Origin of the sequence: Micromonospora narathiwatensis (assembly GCF_900089605.1) — a bacterium.
GTDB classification, from domain to species: Bacteria; Actinomycetota; Actinomycetes; order Mycobacteriales; family Micromonosporaceae; genus Micromonospora; species Micromonospora narathiwatensis.
On sequence record NZ_LT594324.1, the window covers coordinates 5,998,975 to 6,013,509 of the forward strand.

The 14,535-nt window shown below is 74.3% G+C and carries 17 protein-coding genes; 10 read left to right on the forward strand and 7 right to left on the reverse strand.

Annotation, left to right across the window (positions count from 1 at the left end):
- Nucleotides 1-22: 22 nt before the first annotated feature.
- From GA0070621_RS26485 to GA0070621_RS26500, 4 genes are all read left to right on the forward strand, one after another.
- Nucleotides 23-727 carry a DivIVA domain-containing protein gene (locus tag GA0070621_RS26485; RefSeq protein WP_091200827.1) on the forward strand — a complete coding sequence of 235 codons (705 nt, stop codon included), beginning with the start codon at nucleotides 23-25 and terminating at the stop codon, nucleotides 725-727.
- Entirely contained in the window at nucleotides 724-1,218 is a 495-nt protein-coding gene (locus tag GA0070621_RS26490; protein ID WP_091200828.1) for an SRPBCC family protein, read from the forward strand. Before GA0070621_RS26485 ends, GA0070621_RS26490 begins: the two co-directional genes overlap by 4 nt.
- 46 nt (nucleotides 1,219-1,264) lie before the next feature.
- Nucleotides 1,265-1,849, forward strand: a complete 585-nt coding sequence (locus GA0070621_RS26495) for a DNA-3-methyladenine glycosylase I (protein ID WP_091202878.1) — start codon at nucleotides 1,265-1,267, stop codon at nucleotides 1,847-1,849.
- A gap of 62 nt (nucleotides 1,850-1,911) precedes the next feature.
- The gene (locus tag GA0070621_RS26500; protein WP_091200830.1) at nucleotides 1,912-2,532 is read left to right on the forward strand and encodes a hypothetical protein; all 621 of its coding nucleotides are present in this window, start codon (nucleotides 1,912-1,914) and stop codon (nucleotides 2,530-2,532) included.
- Between the two features lie 138 nt (nucleotides 2,533-2,670).
- Here the strand turns inward: GA0070621_RS26500 and GA0070621_RS26505 are convergent, their stop codons facing one another.
- Nucleotides 2,671-3,462 (reverse strand): enoyl-CoA hydratase/isomerase family protein, encoded by a 792-nt coding sequence (locus tag GA0070621_RS26505; RefSeq protein WP_091200832.1) that lies wholly within the window; start codon nucleotides 3,460-3,462, stop codon nucleotides 2,671-2,673.
- 3 nt (nucleotides 3,463-3,465) lie between these two features.
- Nucleotides 3,466-4,284 (reverse strand): PaaX family transcriptional regulator, encoded by an 819-nt coding sequence (locus GA0070621_RS26510; RefSeq protein ID WP_091200834.1) that lies wholly within the window; start codon nucleotides 4,282-4,284, stop codon nucleotides 3,466-3,468.
- Nucleotides 4,285-4,473: 189 nt separating this feature from the next.
- Here GA0070621_RS26510 and GA0070621_RS26515 point away from each other — a divergent pair, with 189 nt between their 5' ends.
- Together GA0070621_RS26515 and GA0070621_RS26520 are read left to right on the forward strand one after the other, a co-directional pair.
- Nucleotides 4,474-4,641, forward strand: coding sequence for a DUF3117 domain-containing protein (locus GA0070621_RS26515; protein ID WP_013283866.1), 168 nt, complete (start codon nucleotides 4,474-4,476; stop codon nucleotides 4,639-4,641).
- 143 nt (nucleotides 4,642-4,784) lie between these two features.
- A complete protein-coding gene (locus GA0070621_RS26520) occupies nucleotides 4,785-6,245 on the forward strand; it encodes a leucyl aminopeptidase family protein (RefSeq protein WP_091200836.1) in 1,461 nt (486 codons plus the stop codon).
- A gap of 41 nt (nucleotides 6,246-6,286) precedes the next feature.
- Here GA0070621_RS26520 and GA0070621_RS26525 read toward each other — a convergent pair whose 3' ends face one another.
- Nucleotides 6,287-6,907 (reverse strand): O-methyltransferase, encoded by a 621-nt coding sequence (locus tag GA0070621_RS26525; RefSeq protein ID WP_091200838.1) that lies wholly within the window; start codon nucleotides 6,905-6,907, stop codon nucleotides 6,287-6,289.
- 247 nt (nucleotides 6,908-7,154) lie between these two features.
- Between GA0070621_RS26525 and GA0070621_RS26530 the strand changes: the two genes are divergently transcribed.
- Nucleotides 7,155-8,471 carry a S1C family serine protease gene (locus tag GA0070621_RS26530; RefSeq protein ID WP_197674112.1) on the forward strand — a complete coding sequence of 439 codons (1,317 nt, stop codon included), beginning with the start codon at nucleotides 7,155-7,157 and terminating at the stop codon, nucleotides 8,469-8,471.
- A 72-nt stretch (nucleotides 8,472-8,543) separates the two neighbouring features.
- Nucleotides 8,544-8,972 carry a Sec-independent protein translocase family protein gene (locus GA0070621_RS26535; RefSeq protein ID WP_091200842.1) on the forward strand — a complete coding sequence of 143 codons (429 nt, stop codon included), beginning with the start codon at nucleotides 8,544-8,546 and terminating at the stop codon, nucleotides 8,970-8,972.
- A gap of 114 nt (nucleotides 8,973-9,086) precedes the next feature.
- On the opposite strand, the gene GA0070621_RS26540 is transcribed toward GA0070621_RS26535, so the two are convergent.
- The 3 genes from GA0070621_RS26540 to GA0070621_RS26550 all read right to left on the reverse strand — a co-directional run bounded on the left by GA0070621_RS26540 (nucleotide 9,087) and on the right by GA0070621_RS26550 (nucleotide 12,298).
- Nucleotides 9,087-10,232: a P-loop NTPase gene (locus GA0070621_RS26540; RefSeq protein ID WP_091200844.1), complete on the reverse strand. Its 1,146-nt coding sequence runs from the start codon at nucleotides 10,230-10,232 to the stop codon at nucleotides 9,087-9,089.
- A gap of 175 nt (nucleotides 10,233-10,407) precedes the next feature.
- The gene (locus tag GA0070621_RS26545; protein WP_091200846.1) at nucleotides 10,408-11,019 is read right to left on the reverse strand and encodes a DUF1003 domain-containing protein; all 612 of its coding nucleotides are present in this window, start codon (nucleotides 11,017-11,019) and stop codon (nucleotides 10,408-10,410) included.
- Nucleotides 11,012-12,298 carry a magnesium transporter MgtE N-terminal domain-containing protein gene (locus GA0070621_RS26550; protein WP_091200848.1) on the reverse strand — a complete coding sequence of 429 codons (1,287 nt, stop codon included), beginning with the start codon at nucleotides 12,296-12,298 and terminating at the stop codon, nucleotides 11,012-11,014. Before GA0070621_RS26550 ends, GA0070621_RS26545 begins: the two co-directional genes overlap by 8 nt.
- 32 nt (nucleotides 12,299-12,330) lie before the next feature.
- On the opposite strand from GA0070621_RS26550, the gene GA0070621_RS26555 reads away from it, so the two are divergent.
- Both GA0070621_RS26555 and GA0070621_RS26560 read left to right on the forward strand, forming a co-directional pair.
- Nucleotides 12,331-13,200: a PhzF family phenazine biosynthesis protein gene (locus GA0070621_RS26555; protein ID WP_091200850.1), complete on the forward strand. Its 870-nt coding sequence runs from the start codon at nucleotides 12,331-12,333 to the stop codon at nucleotides 13,198-13,200.
- A 12-nt stretch (nucleotides 13,201-13,212) separates the two neighbouring features.
- On the forward strand, nucleotides 13,213-13,743 hold the full coding sequence (locus tag GA0070621_RS26560) for a hypothetical protein (protein ID WP_091200853.1): 531 nt from the start codon (nucleotides 13,213-13,215) through the stop codon (nucleotides 13,741-13,743).
- Between the two features lie 61 nt (nucleotides 13,744-13,804).
- Here the strand turns inward: GA0070621_RS26560 and GA0070621_RS26565 are convergent, their stop codons facing one another.
- Nucleotides 13,805-14,509, reverse strand: coding sequence for an HAD family hydrolase (locus GA0070621_RS26565; RefSeq protein ID WP_091200856.1), 705 nt, complete (start codon nucleotides 14,507-14,509; stop codon nucleotides 13,805-13,807).
- Nucleotides 14,510-14,535 lie beyond the last annotated feature (26 nt).

The following is a 14,535-nucleotide window of genomic DNA, read 5'->3' on the forward strand; positions in this document are numbered from 1 at the left end:
GCGCGCATGCCACGATCTCCCCATGGGTCAGGTTCTGCTCCTCTTGGTCGTCGCGCTGACCGTCGCGGCAGTGGTGTTCGGAGTGACGGTGCTGGTGTCCGGACGGGATCCGGGCCTGGTGCCCACCGAGCCGGACGGGCGGGCGGTGCCCCTGCCGGGCGGCCGCCCCCTGGACGAACTGGACGTCACCGAGGTGCGCTTCGACACCGCGCTGCGCGGCTACCGGATGGCCCAGGTCGACCAGGCCATGCGGCGGGCCGCGTACGACATCGGCTACAAGTCCGAGCTGATCGGCGTGCTGGAGGCCGAGGTCGCCGCGCTCCGCGAGGGGCGGACCGAGGAGGCCGAGGCGCTGCGCCGTACCCGGGAGGAGGCCGCCCGGACGGATCCGGCCGGCGCGCCGAGCCCGGCCGGCGACACGCCGTCGGCCGTGGACCGCCCGGCCGACGGCACCACCCCGGACGCCGACCGTCCGGCCGCCGAGGCCGGGGTGGCCGCCGCGCCGGCTGCGGCCGCCGTCGAGGACGAGACCGTGCCCGGCGCGGACGTCTCGGCGCCGGCCGGTCCGCTCGCCCCGGTCGCCGCGCCCGTCGACCAGGAGCCGGCCGAACGGCCGGCCGCCCTGCGTCCGCCGGCCACCGGGTCCACCGGCGAGCAGGCCGCCGACGATGCCGATGCCGAGGACGACCGGGAACGTGGCGGGGTGGTCCGGTCGGAGTCGGCGTGACCGGCCCGCAGGGCGACGGCTTCGCCGAGGCGGCCCAGCCCGGTGCCGGGGAGGTCACCGCGACGGTGATCGTCAACGCGCGCGCCGAGCGGGTCTTCGCCGCGCTGACCGCCTGGGAGCGGCAGTCCGACTGGATCCCGTTCACCACCGTCCGGGTGGTCGAGGGGGACGGCGGCGAGGGGAGCCTGGTCGAGGCGGTCACCACGCTCGGTCCGGCGGTGCTGCGGGACGAGCTGCGGGTGGTCCGGGTGGACGCCCCGTACGAGGTCGGGGTGGTGCACTGCGGCAAGCTGCTGCGCGGCCCCGGCGTGCTGCGCTGCACCCCGGTCGAGCAGGACCGGACCCAGGTCGTCTGGCACGAGTGGTTCCACCTGCCGAGCGGGGCCGCCGGCCGGGTGACCCGGCCGGTGCTCTGGCCGGGCTCGAAGTTCGGCCTCACCCAGGCACTGAAGAGGTTCGCCCGGCTGGTGGAGCAGGGCCGGCTGCCCTGACCGGTGAGCGACCCCGCTGTCGGTGGGTTGCCCTACCGTGTACGGCGTGACTGACCTGGTGATCGGCGCCGACGGGCTGCCCCGCTGCGCCTGGGGGGCGAGCACCCCGGACTACGCCGTCTACCACGACCGGGAGTGGGGCCGGCCGCTGCGCGGCGACGACGCGCTCTACGAGCGGCTGACCCTGGAGGCGTTCCAGTCCGGCCTGTCCTGGCTGACCATCCTGCGCAAGCGTCCGGCGTTCCGGCTCGCCTTCGACGAGTTCCGGATCGAGAAGGTCGCCGGCTACGGCGAGGCCGACGTCGCCCGGCTGCTCGCCGACACCGGGATCGTGCGCAACCGGGCCAAGGTCGAGGCGGCCATCGCCAACGCCCGGGCCGCCCTTGAGCTGCCCGACGGCCTCTCCGCGCTGCTCTGGTCGTACGCGCCGCCACCCCGGCCGGCCCGGCCGGGGTCGTTCGCCGAGGTGCCGGCGCTCACCCCGGAATCCACCGCGCTGGCCAAGGCGCTCAAGAAGCGCGGCTTCCGCTTCGTCGGCCCCACCACGGCGTACGCGCTGATGCAGGCCACCGGAATGGTGGACGACCATCTCGCCGACTGCCACGTCGGCGCCGAGCCGGCGCGGGCGTGACCTGAACGGCGTCCGGCGGATGTGCCGGCACCGGCACCCGCCGGGCGTGGTGGGATTGGACCATGACCGACACCGTGCTCCGGACGAGCGGGACGATCGACGGCACCACGACCGGCGCCTGGGCGGTGCTGCTGCCCGCCGAGCGGTACGAGGCCGAGCGGCTGGTGCACCACGACACGCTGGAGCTGACCGGGCTGGACGACGCGGTCCGGCCCCGCCCCGGTGACCTGGTCGCGGTGCTGGTCGACGAGCCGCTGCGGCTGGTGGCGCTCGGCCGGGTCGCCCTGGCCACCACGGAGACCCGGGAGGATCCGGACGACCCGCAGTCCGATGCCGGGCCGGGGACGCTCGTGGTGTCGTACACCCGGCGGGCGCTCGACGAGCCGGTGCCGGTCGACGGGCTGGCCCTCGACGGGCCGGTGACCGGGCTCGACGAGGCGGTCTGGCGGAAGTTGGCCGACCGGCTCGGCCCGCCCCCGGCCCGCCGGTCCTGGCTGGTCAGCCTCGACCTGCCGATCGAGGCGGCCTCGCCGGCCGAGGCGGTCCGGATCTTCTGGTCGTACGTGCAGGAGCTGGGCCCCCGGGAGCTGCCCGCCTTCGTCTCGCCCAGCGGCGACGAGCTGGCCATGCAGGCTTTCGTGCTCGGGGTCGAGGCCAACCAGGACCCGGAAGAGGACGACTGAGTCTGCCCCGCCCCGCCCGCCACCACGGGCACAGTTCGCCCGTTTCCTGGAAATAGTGGCTACCCATGCCGGAAATGGCCACTATCTCCAGGACGATGTGCGGATCTTGAGCGGCGCGCGGCGGCGGCGTACGACGGGTCAGCGGCCGGCGAAGGTCGGCTTCTGCTTGTTGACGAAGGCCATGGTGGCCGCCTTGTGGTCGGCGGTGGCACCGCAGATCGACTGCGCCTGTGCCTCGGCGGCGAGCGCGTCGGCGAGGGTGCCGGCGTCGGCGATGGAGAGCTGCCGCTTGATCGCCCCGTACGCGACGGTGGGGCCGGCGGCGAGCCGGGCGGCCAGCTCCTGGGCGGTCGGCAGCACCTGCTCGTCGTCGTCCATCAGGCGGGTGAGCAGGCCGAGTCGGCTGGCCTCCTCGGCGCCCACCGGCTCGGCGAGCATCAGCAGCTCGACGGCCTTGGCGTGGCCGACCAGCCGGGGCAGCGTCCAGGAGGCGCCGGTGTCGGCGGCGAGCCCGACCCCGGCGAAGGCCATCAGGAACCTGGTCTTCGGGCCGCCGATCCGGAAGTCGGCGAGGAACGCCAGCGACGCGCCCGCCCCGGCGGCCATGCCCCGCACCGCGGCGACCACCGGCTTGGGCAGGTTGGCCAGCCGGGCGGCGATCGGGTTGTAGTGGGCGTGCACGGTGGCCAGCGGGTCGGCCTCGCCGGACTCCAGGGTCTGCACGTGCTCCCGCAGGTCCTGCCCGGCGCTGAACGAGCCGCCCGCGCCGGCCAGCACGACGGCCCGGCAGGAGCGGTCGGTCTCCAGGTCGGCCAGGGTGTCGCGGAGCGCCTCCTTGAGCGCGACGTCGAGCGAGTTCATCGCCGTCGGGCGGTTCAGTGTCAGGGTGACGACGGCGTCGGTGCGGTCGACGAGCAGCGGCTCGGTCACGTTCTAACGACCCTTCTGTCGGGCGAGGCGGTTGTTGTTGTCGAGGCACAGCTCGACGTACCGGTCGGCGGCCGGCCGGAGCCGGGCCGCGTGCCGGTCGAAGAAGCTGGCCGCGCTGGCGCCCGACCAGCGCTCGGGGAGCAGCGCCGGGGGCAGCTGCGGGTCCCGGAAGAGGAAGGTACGCCACGCGTGCACGAGCCGGAACCGGGCCGCGTACGCGTCCTCGTCGCTGCTGCGCGCGGTGACGCCGGACAGGAGGGGCTTCTGCTGGGTGACGAACCGCTCGTACGCCCGGCCGATCTCGGCCAGGTCCCAGGCGCGGCGGACCACCCCCATCGCGCCGGGGGTGCCGGCGGCGTGGGCGGCGGTGAACCGCTCGTAGTGCACGCCCGCCTCGGCGAGCAGCACGTCCACGTCCTCACCCGGCCGGGTGGCCACCCAGGTGCAGTCGTCGAGCGTGCCGTAACCGAGGAAGGTCAGGTTGGCGGCGAGCCGTTGCCGGTCCCGTCGGGAGGCGGGGGCCTCCAGCACGAGCAGATCGAACCGGCCGTCCCAGCTGTGCCGGCCGGTGCGGTAGATCCGGGCCGCCGCCTCGTCGAGTCGGCGAGCCGCCTTGGGTGTGATCGAATATCCCGGTCCGGAGGCGAGCCGGAGGGGTTCGAGCCAGCCCTGCCGGACCATCCGGGATACTGCGGTGCGTACCGCCGGTGGGGCGATTCCCAACGGCGCCAGCAGCTTGACCAGGGCGGCGACCGGTGCCCGCCCGCCCCTGGCCCGGAGGTGGTCGCCGTACAGGTCGAAGAGTGCCGACCGTGCCTGCATGACCGCACATTGTGACAGGCCTACCCAAGATATGCTAGGCGCTGTTATACCAATGCTGCTTCGGTTTGGGTCCGGCGGTGTTCATCAGGGAAAATCGTTGGTCGACGCCCCCGTGATGGTTGCGGTGGCTATGGCGAAGTGGCTGTGGGGCAACCCACCGACCCTGGTGTAGGTCTGAGGGGAGACAACATGGCGGCGATGAAGCCGCGGACGGGCGACGGTCCGCTGGAAGTCACCAAGGAGGGCCGGGGCATCGTCATGCGGGTCCCGCTGGAGGGCGGTGGCCGGCTCGTCGTCGAGATGACTCCCGACGAGGCCACCGCGCTGGGTGACGCGCTGAAGGCGGCCGCCGGCTGATCGAGGAGCGGTTCGCGCGGCACGCGTCGCGCGAACGGTTCGTTCGTCCCTGAGCCACCGGCGGCGCTGGTGGCTCAGGGACTTTGCCGGCCGAGGAGCGGCGAATAGTCCCGCTCTGAGAACTTTCGGAGGTACGGTCCAGCGTGCTGGCCATTCGTCTGGTGAACGAGCCGGTACGGCTCGACACCCTCGTCCTGCCCGTTCGTCCCGAAGGGCCGGACGCGCCGGCCGCCCTGGTTCCGACCGCCTCGCCGCCCGCCGACGAGATCCGGGCCGAGGCCACCGCGTTGCTCCCCGCAGCCCGGCTGACCGGCGATGCCGGCGAGGTCCGGGAGCACCTGCGCCCCGGTGGCGCACCGTCGCGCCTGGTCCTGCTCGGCGTCGGCGCGGGCGACGAACCCGCGTGGCGGAGCGCGGGCGCGGCGCTGGCGCGTGCCGCCAAGAATGAGACGCACATCACTGTGGTGCTGCCGGCCGATGACGTGCCGGCGCTGCGTGGCCTGGTCGAGGGCCTGCTGCTGGGGTCGTACCGGTTCCGGCTGACCGAGGCCGGCGAGGCGCCCGCGCTGGCCGAGGTGGACGTCGTGGTGGCCGACCCGGACGCCCTCGCCCCGACCCTGGCCACGGCCCGGACCGCCGCTGAGATGACCCGGCTGGCCCGCGACCTGACCAACACCCCCTCGTCGACCAAGAACCCGGCCTGGTTCGCCGCCCAGATCGAGGCCGCCGCGGCCGGTCACCCCGACCTGCACCTGCGGGTACGCGAGCCGGCCGAACTCGCGGCCGAGGGCTTCGGCGGCATCCTCGCCGTCGGCGGCGGCTCGGCCAGCGGACCCCGCCTGGTCGAGCTGGACTGGCGACCGGCGGACGCGCGTACCCACGTGGTGCTGGTCGGCAAGGGGATCACCTTCGACACCGGTGGCATCTCGATCAAGCCGGTGCCGGCGATGAAGCTGATGCGCAAGGACATGGCCGGTGCCGCCGCGGTGGTCGCCGCGACCCTGGGCGCCGCCGCGCTGCGGCTGCCGGTGCGGGTCACCACGCTCGCGCCGCTGGCCGAGAACATGGTCAGCGGCTCGGCGTTCCGCCCCGGCGACATCGTCCGCCACTACGGCGGCCTGACCAGCGAGAGCACCAACTCCGACGCCGAGGGCCGGCTGGTGCTCGCCGACGCCATGGCGTACGCGGCCCGCGACCTCAAGCCCGACCTGCTGGTCGACCTGGCCACGCTCACCGGTGCCAACGCGGTCGCGCTGGGCAAGCGGCACGGTGCCCTCTACAGCGAGAACGACCAGCTCGCGACCGACCTGCTGACCGCCATCGCGGCGGCCGGAGAACGCGCCTGGCGGATGCCGCTGCCCGCCGACTATGTCGAGTACCTGGGCAGCGAGGTGGCCGACCTGCACAGCTCCCCGGACCGGGGCGCCGGGTCGGTGGTGGCCGCGCTCTATCTCCGCGAGTTCACCGGCGACCTGCGCGACCGCTGGGTGCATGTGGACATGTCCGCCCCCTCCTGGTCCGACGACGAGCACGCCGAGCTGACCCGGGGCGCCACCGGCTGGGGCGTACGCGGGCTGCTGCGCTGGCTGGCGACGCTGGGCTGACCGCGCTCGGGACCCGGCGCCCGGCGGCGGCCGGCGCCGGGTCAGCCCTTCACGGCGGCGAGCAGGCCGTGCCCGACCGGCAGCAGTGCGGGGACCCACTGCTCCGACTCCCGGACCGCCTTGATGGTCTCCCGGACGGTGACCGTCTCCACGTCCCGGGCGGCCGGGTCGCCGATCCGGCCGCTGGCGAGGACGCCGTTGAGCGCGAGCACCCCGCCGGGCCGCAGCAGCCGCAGCGCGGCGTCCACGCAGGCGCTGAATCCGGTCGCCTCCGCGTCGACGAAGACCAGGTCGTAGGCGCCGTCCGCGAGCCGCGGCAGCACGTCGAGGGCCCGGCCCGTGATGATCCGGGTACGCCCCGACGGGACGCCCGCCTCCACGAAGATCCGGCGGGCGATCCGCTGGTGCTCCACCTCCACGTCGATGGTGGTGAGCACCCCGTCGGGGCGCATGCCGCGCAGCAGCCAGACCCCGCTGACCCCGGTGCCGGTGCCGATCTCCACCACCGCGCGGGCGTTGCCGGCGGCGGCGAGCAGCCGCAGTGCGGCCCCGGCCCCCGGCGTCACCGCGTCCACACCGACCTCGTGGGCGAGACTGCGGGCCGTGCGCAGCACGAGATCCTCGGTGACGTACGACTCGGCGAACTGGAGTACCTGGGCCATCGAGTTGCCGGGGTTGGCGACCGTGGCGATGGGACACCTCCGGGCGGCGGGAGTGATGCGAGGGGCGGGTTTGCGGGTATGAGCCTAGAGGCGGGCTGCGACGGGCGCAGCCGCCAGTCGGCCCCCGATAATGATCACGGCGGGCAACCCCTGACTCCATTCGGGGCATCCGTGCAATCCTGGACGGTGTCCCGGGTGTCACGGCCGGTCGGCTCCGCCGACCCCGACGCGGGACGCGCGCGACGGACTGGGAGGCACCGACGTGACCGACGGCTGGGACGGGCGCCGGCCCGGCGGGTACCCGGCACCGGCGGGAGGGCCGGCGCCCGGGTGCCCGGCTCCGGGCCCTCAAGGCACCGCGGGCGGCCCGACGTCGCCCTGGTGGTCCGACGCGCTCGCCGACCCGTGGCGCGATCCGTACGCGCCCGCCGCGGTGGTGATCCCCGCCGCCCCGCCCGACCCCGCCAGTGAGCCCGAACCGGTCAGCGACCCGGACGCACCTCGCCCGCCCGGGCTGCGGCAGGTCGTGCTGGTCTCGCTGATCGCGGCCCTGCTCGCCGGCTCGCTCGGCAGTGCCCTGACGTACGCCTTCCTGCGCGGCCCGGCCGTGCCCCGCCTCGGCGCGGAGTCGGGGCAGGCCCCGGCGCTCGCCCAGCGCAAGCCCGAGTCACTGGCCGGCGTCGCCGAGAAGGTGCTGCCCAGCGTGGTGACCATCCGGATGGCCAGCCTGGGCGGCATCAGCGAGGGCTCGGGCTTCGTGGTGAGCACCGACGGGCACATCGTCACCAACGACCACGTGGTCTCCGGCGGCACCGGCAAGGCCACGGTGATCTTCAACGACGGCAGCTCGGCGCCGGCCACGGTGGTCGGCCAGGATCCGGAGTCCGACCTCGCGGTGATCAAGGCGACGCGTACCGGGCTGAGGCCGGTGGAGTTCGGCGACTCGGACGGGCTGGCCGTCGGCGACCCGGTGCTCGCCATCGGCTCGCCGCTCTCGCTGGCGAACACCGTCACCGCCGGCATCGTCAGCGCCCTGGACCGGACCATGCAGGCGGGCGAGCCGGGCGGCCCGACGCGCTACTACGCGGCGATCCAGACCGACGCGGCGGTCAACCACGGCAACTCCGGCGGCCCGCTGGTCGACGGCGCCGGGCGGGTGGTCGGGGTGAACTCCACGATCAAGTCGCTGGTCGCCGACGGGCAGGAGGCCGGCAACATCGGGCTCGCCTTCGCCATTCCGATCAACCAGGCCAAGCGGGTCACCCAGGACATCATCGGCACCGGCAAGGCACGGCGTACGGTGATCGGCGCCCAGGTGGGCGGCACCGGCGTGACCACCGGGGGCGTACGCCTCAACGCGGTGGAGCCCTCCGGGCCGGCCGCCGCGGCCGGGCTCAAGGCCGGCGACGTGGTGCTGAGGCTGGACAGGCACCCGCTGACCGAGCCCGCCGACCTGGTGGCGCTGGTCCGCAAGTACGCCCCCGGCTCGGTGGTGACCGTGGAGTACCGGCGGGGGTCGACCCGGCAGAACGCGTCGGTGACTCTCGCCGCAGATGCGAAGTGAGCAGCCGTCACCCCCTCCCGGTCGACCCCGTGTCGTGCGTAGTCTTGCCCTGACGCGGACGAGGAGGCCGGAGTGTTCGAGAACCTGAACTGGTGGGAGATCGGCGCGCTGCTGCTCCTGGCGCTGCTGATCTTCGGGGACCGGCTGCCCACCGTGATCAACGACGGTCTCCGGATGGTCCGCAACCTGCGTGCCATGGCCCGCAACGCCACCGGCGACCTGAGCCGCGAGCTGGGCACCGACATCCAGCTCGAGGACCTGCACCCGAAGGCGTTCATCCGCAAGCACCTGCTCAGCGAGGAGGACGAGCAGGCCATCCGGAAGCCGCTGCAGAGCATGTACGACGACCTGCGCTCGGACGTCAGCGGCGTGCACGAGGACCTGAAGGGCGTCGCCAAGGCGGCGGATCTGCGTACCAACGGCACCCGCCCGACCACCGCGACCGGCGGCACCACCTCGGCCGCCCCCGCCCCCCGCGCCAGCTACGACGACGTCACCTGACCCGCCGCCCCGTCCGAGACGGACCTGGGCGCGGGCGGTGCCAAGCTTGTGATCAAACGACACCGACCCCTCCTCGGCCGGGCCGAGGAGGGGTCGGTTCGGAAGGGTGTCGGGTCAGCGGGCGGAGGGCTTGAGGCCGAGCGGCTTGCCGAGCAGGGACTCGCGGCGGACCGCGAGGCGGTCGGCGACCTGGGCCAGCGCCCGGGCGGCCGGGGCGTCCGGCTCGGCCAGCACGATCGGGGTGCCGGCGTCGCCGCCCTCGCGGACCCGGGTGTCCAGCGGGATCTGCCCGAGCACCGGCACCTGCGCGCCGATGGTCCGGGTGAGCGACTCGGCGACCGCCGCGCCGCCGCCGGCCCCGAAGACCTCCATCCGCGAGCCGTCCGGCAGCTCCAGCCAGGACATGTTCTCGATGACGCCGACCACCCGCTGGTGGGTCTGCAGCGCGATCGCGCCGGCCCGCTCGGCCACCTCGGCGGCGGCGGCCTGCGGGGTGGTGACGACCAGGATCTCCGCGTTCGGCAGGAGCTGGGCCACCGAGATCGCGATGTCGCCGGTGCCCGGGGGCAGGTCGAGCAGGAGGACGTCCAGGTCACCCCAGTAGACGTCGGCGAGGAACTGCTGCAGGGCCCGGTGCAGCATCGGGCCGCGCCAGACGACGGCCGAGTTGCCCGGGGTGAACATGCCGATCGAGATGACCTTCACGCCGTGCGCCTGCGGCGGCATGATCATGTCCTCGACCCGGGTCGGGGCGCCCTCGGCGCCGAGCATCCGGGGCACCGAGTGGCCGTAGATGTCCGCGTCGACCACGCCGACCGACAGGCCCCGGGCGGCCAGCGCGGCGGCCAGGTTGACCGTGACGCTCGACTTGCCGACGCCGCCCTTGCCGCTGGCGACCGCGTACACCCGGGTGCGGGAGCCGGGCTGCGCGAACGGGACGACCGGCTCGGCGGTGGCGCCGCCGCGCAGCTTGGACTGCAACTGCTGGCGCTGCTCCGGGCTCATCACGCCGAACTCGATCTCGACGCCGGTCACGCCGGGCACCGCGCCCACCGCTGCGGTGATGTCGGTACGCAGCTTGTCCTTCAGCGGGCAGCCGGCCACGGTGAGCAGCAACTCGACCCGGACGACGCCGTCGTCCCCGATCTCGGCGGACCGGACCATGCCGAGTTCGGTGATCGGCCGACGGATCTCCGGGTCGTTGACGGTTGCCAGAGCGGCCTGAATCGCCTCGGAGACGGTGCTGACGGGTGCTGACATGCCCGCAATGCTACGTCGGTGGTCATCGGCGTCCGCCGCTGGCGGGGGGCGGTGTGAGCGATTCGATGGCGTCGACCGAGGGGTGGACGGGTCGTGCCGCGAAGTGGGACGATCGAGACGAACGTCGCCCGCCTGACCCCTTGAGGCGCGCGGCGTTCAATGCTTCCGCCCCCGCTCAGCCCTCGGTGGGCCGGTCGCGGGCGTGGTCGCCGTCCAGGTCGTCGCGGGGCTCGTCGAGCGGCTCGCCGCCACCGGGCCGCCGGGGCGCCTCACGTCCCTGCTGCCGAAGCTCCCGCCGCTGCCGGCGCTGCGCCGCCTCGTCCAGTTCCTCGGCCAGCCGAGCCAGCTCGGACCGGACGAAGTCCCGGGTGGCCACCTCGCCCATCGCGATGCGCAGCGCGGCGATCTCCCGGGCCAGGTACTCCGTGTCGGCCTTCTGCATCGTCGCCCGCCGCCGGTCCTCCTCCAGCGCGATGCGGTCCCGGTCCGACTGCCGGTTCTGCGCGAGCAGGATCAGCGGGGCCGCGTACGACGCCTGGATGGAGAGAATCAGGGTGAGGAACGTGAAGGTGTACGGGTCGAAGCGCGCGCGTTCGGGGGCGAGGGTGTTCCAGACGAACCACGCGCCGAGGACCAGCGTCATGTAGACGATGAAGAGCGCCGTGCCCATGCTCCGGGCGATCCCCTCGGCCCACTTGCCGAAGGTCTCCTGGTCGACCCGGGGCAGTCGGAGACCCCGGGGTACGTGCGGCTGGTCCAGCCGCTCGGCGCGTCGTCGGTCAGCCATCGGTCCCGTCCAGCGGCTCGTTCGCGGCGGCAGCCGCGGCCCGCACGGCGTCCCGGTCCCGCCAGTCGGGCGGCAGTGAGTGGTCCAGCACGTCGTCCACGGTCACCGCGCCGACCAGCCGGTTGTTCCGGTCCACCACGGGCATGGCGACCAGGTCGTAGGTGGCCATCCGGCGGGTGATCTCGGGCAGCGGGGTGGTCGGGCGGAGCGGGTCGATGTCGTTGACCACCACCCCGCCCAGCAGGTCGGCCGGGGGCTCGCGGAGCAGCCGCTGGAAATGGACCATGCCCAGGTACCGCCCGGTCGGCGTGGTCAGGGGGGAACGGGCCACGAAGACCTGCGCCGCCACGGCGGGGGAGAGCTGCGGCTCCCGGATGCGGGCCAGCGCCTCGGCCACCGTGGCGTCCGGCGGCAGGATCACCGGCTCGGAGGTCATCACGCTGCCGGCGGTGCCCGAGGCGTAGCGGAGCAGCTGGCGTACCGGGTCGGCCTCGTCCGGCTCCATGAGGTCGAGCAGCACGTCCTGCTCGGGCGGCGGCAGCTCGTTGAGCAGGTCGGCGGCGTCGTCCGGATCCATCTCCTCCAGCACGTCGGCGGCCCGTTCCCGGTCCAGCGCGGCCAGGATCTCCACCTGGTCGCGCTCGGGCAGTTCGCTGAGCACGTCGGCGAGACGTTCGTCGTCCAGCGCCGCCGCCACCTCGTTGCGCCGGGCGTCGGGCAGGTCCTGCAACGCGTTGGCCAGGTCGGCCGGGCGCAGTTCCTCCAGCACGGCGAGCAGGTTGGCCGTACCCCGGTTGTCGCCGACCGCGCCGAGGCCGCGGACCCGGTCCCACTCGACCTGGTGGAGGTGGCCGCGGCGGGCGAGACGGCCGGTCTGCTCGCGGACGGCGACCCGGGTCAGCGCCCACTCGCCGGCGCGACCGCACTCCATGGCCACGTCGACCACCGAGCCGGCCGGCCCGTCCTCCAGTTGGACCCGGCGGTCCAGCACCTCCGCGAGCACGAGCAGCTCGTTGGGGCGCTTGGAGAACCGGCGCAGGTTGAGGGTGCCGCTGCCGAGCACCACGGCGTCCGGGTCGATCGAGGTGATCCGGTTGATCGAGAGGAAGATGCGCCGCCGCATCGGCATCTCGGCGACCAGCCCCACCACCTCGGGCGGGCGCTGGTTGGACCGCATCCGGGCGACCGCGTCACGGACCCGGCCCACCTGGTCGCCGTTCGGGTCGAAGACGGCGACTCCGGCGAGTCGCGCGATGTAGACCCGGTTCGGCGTGCTCACGGCACCAGCCTAAGGGCCTAGTGTTTATCAACATGTCGACCTTGGCCTACGAGATCGTGGACGTCTTCACCGACCGCCCGTTCGCCGGCAACCCGCTGGCCGTGGTGTTCGGCGCGGAAGGGCTGGCCACCGAACAGATGCAGGCGCTCGCGCTGGAGTTCAACCTGTCGGAGACGGTGTTCGTGCTGCCGCCGACCCAGGTCGGCGCGACGTACCGGGCACGGATCTTCACCCCGGTCGAGGAACTGCCGTTCGCCGGCCATCCCAGCGTCGGCGCCGCGGTGACCGCCGGCCGCCGCGGGATGTTCGACGTGGGCACGGTCACCCAGGAGTGCGGCGCCGGGGTGCTGCCGATCGAGGTGAGCGGGACCGGGGCGATCCTCACCGGCGGGACGCCCACCCTCGGCCCGGAACTCGACCCGGAGCCGCTGCTGGAGATGGCCGGCCTCACCGCCGCCGACCACGCCGGGCCGGCACCCCGGGTCGCCGGCTGCGGGCTGGAGTTCCCCTACCTTCCGGTACGCCCCGACGCGGTGGCCCGCGCCAAGGTGAACCCGGCGGCGGCCGAGCGGTACGGCGTGGAGCACGTCAGTGTCTTCTCCTGGGACGCCGACATTCGCACCGCGCACGCCCGGGTCTTCGTGCCGGGGCTCGGCGTGCCGGAGGATCCGGCGACCGGATCGGCCGCCCTCGGCCTCGGCGTCTGGCTGGTCGCCAGCGGGCTGCTGCCCGGCGAGGGCCGGGCGGAGTACGCGGTGCGCCAGGGCATCGAGATCAACCGGCCGTCCGCGCTGGCCTGCACGGTGACCGCGGCCGGCGGGGTGGCCCTCGGGGCGACGGTCGCCGGCCAGGTGATGCCGGTGGCCCGCGGCGAGATCGCCGTACCGCCCTTCGTGGGCTGAGGGCCGGCGAGGATGCGGGAGGATGCCAGGGTGAGCGAAGAGGTGGACGAGCGGGTCACCACCCCTCTCGTCGACGAGGCCGTCAAGAAGGCGGCCGTGGCGTGGGTGTCGGTGGCCGGCGGGGCGGCGTACGCGTTGTGGTGCCTGCCGCTCGACGGCGCGCTCCTGGTGGTCAGCGGTCCGGGCGAGCAGTCCGCCCCCGGGCTCGCCGACGCGGACGCGGCGGAGGTGACCCTGCGCGGCGACCACGGCGGCCGGATCGTCACCTGGCCGGCCCGGGTGACCCGGCTGCGCCCGGGCACCGAGGAGTGGGACGCCGCCGCGCCACTGGTCGCGGCGAAGCGGCTCAACGCGCCCGGCCCGGCCGCCGACCTGGCACAGCGCTGGGCCGACGGGGGTTGCGCGCTGAACCGGCTCATCCCGGCGGGCAGCCCGGCCGCCGGCGCCGACCTGCCGGCCGGCTCGTTGGCCGAGCGGCCCCGGGAGGCCCCGGTGGTCCGGACCACCCGCAAGCCGTTCCGGCTGCACAAGGTCCGCCGCTGAGCGTTGGCCGGTGGCACAAGGTCCGGCCGCTGGGCGTCGGCGCACGGCCGGCCGTCGGGCGTCAGGCCCGGACGGTGCAGGTGACCGGGTTGAGCAGGTCGAGCACCCCGGCCAGCGAGGTCAACGCCGGGCCGTGCCAGGACCGGTCGGCGTTGAACACCATGTGGTCGGCCAGGTCCGGGGCGGCCAGCCGGACCGCCGTCATGCCGGCCCGTTCCGCGCCGGTGAGTTCCTGGCTGCCCCCGTCGCCCACGTAGAGGCAGTCGGCCGGGGCGAGGCCGAGCCGGTGGCAGGCGGCCCAGTAGAGGGCCGGGTCGGGCTTGCAGCATCCCAGCTGCACCGAGAAGACACGTACGTCGAGCAGCGGGGCGACCGCCAGTTGGGGCAGGAACGCCGGCAGTTCATGGGTGCAGTCGCTGATCAGCCCGGTGCGTACGCCCCGGTGGCGCAGCGCGGCCAGCACCGGCACCGCCTCGTCCCGCAGCCGGGTGTCGGCGCGTATCGCCCGGTGGCGGGAGGCGACCGCGGCGCGTACCGCCCGCTGGGAGGGGTGGACGCCGGCCTGGTCACAGACCCAGCGCAGGGTCGCCTCGGCGTTGCCGAGCCGGCCGCTGGCGCGCTGGTAGTAGGTGCGGTCGAGCACCTCGATCAGGGTGTCGGGCGGGCAGCCGAGCTGCTCGGCGATGGCCTGATGGGCGGCGCCACGCTGGACGCCGCAGGTGAGCGTGCCGAAGAAGTCGAACAACACCGCCTGGTAGCTGGGCATGGGGGAGTGCCTCCGGGCGTATTGGG

Bases quoted from the DNA above. Each gene is read 5' to 3' on its own strand.
- GA0070621_RS26485 (WP_091200827.1), top strand. From the start codon at position 23: ATGGGTCAGGTTCTGCTCCTCTTGGTCGTCGCGCTGACCGTCGCGGCA.
- GA0070621_RS26500 (WP_091200830.1), top strand. From the start codon at position 1,912: ATGACCGACACCGTGCTCCGGACGAGCGGGACGATCGACGGCACCACG.
- GA0070621_RS26510 (WP_091200834.1), bottom strand. From the start codon at position 4,284: ATGCAGGCACGGTCGGCACTCTTCGACCTGTACGGCGACCACCTCCGG.
- GA0070621_RS26515 (WP_013283866.1), top strand. From the start codon at position 4,474: ATGGCGGCGATGAAGCCGCGGACGGGCGACGGTCCGCTGGAAGTCACC.
- GA0070621_RS26525 (WP_091200838.1), bottom strand. From the start codon at position 6,907: ATGGCCCAGGTACTCCAGTTCGCCGAGTCGTACGTCACCGAGGATCTC.
- GA0070621_RS26540 (WP_091200844.1), bottom strand. From the start codon at position 10,232: ATGTCAGCACCCGTCAGCACCGTCTCCGAGGCGATTCAGGCCGCTCTG.
- GA0070621_RS26545 (WP_091200846.1), bottom strand. From the start codon at position 11,019: ATGGCTGACCGACGACGCGCCGAGCGGCTGGACCAGCCGCACGTACCC.
- GA0070621_RS26555 (WP_091200850.1), top strand. From the start codon at position 12,331: ATGTCGACCTTGGCCTACGAGATCGTGGACGTCTTCACCGACCGCCCG.
- GA0070621_RS26560 (WP_091200853.1), top strand. From the start codon at position 13,213: ATGCGGGAGGATGCCAGGGTGAGCGAAGAGGTGGACGAGCGGGTCACC.
- GA0070621_RS26565 (WP_091200856.1), bottom strand. From the start codon at position 14,509: ATGCCCAGCTACCAGGCGGTGTTGTTCGACTTCTTCGGCACGCTCACC.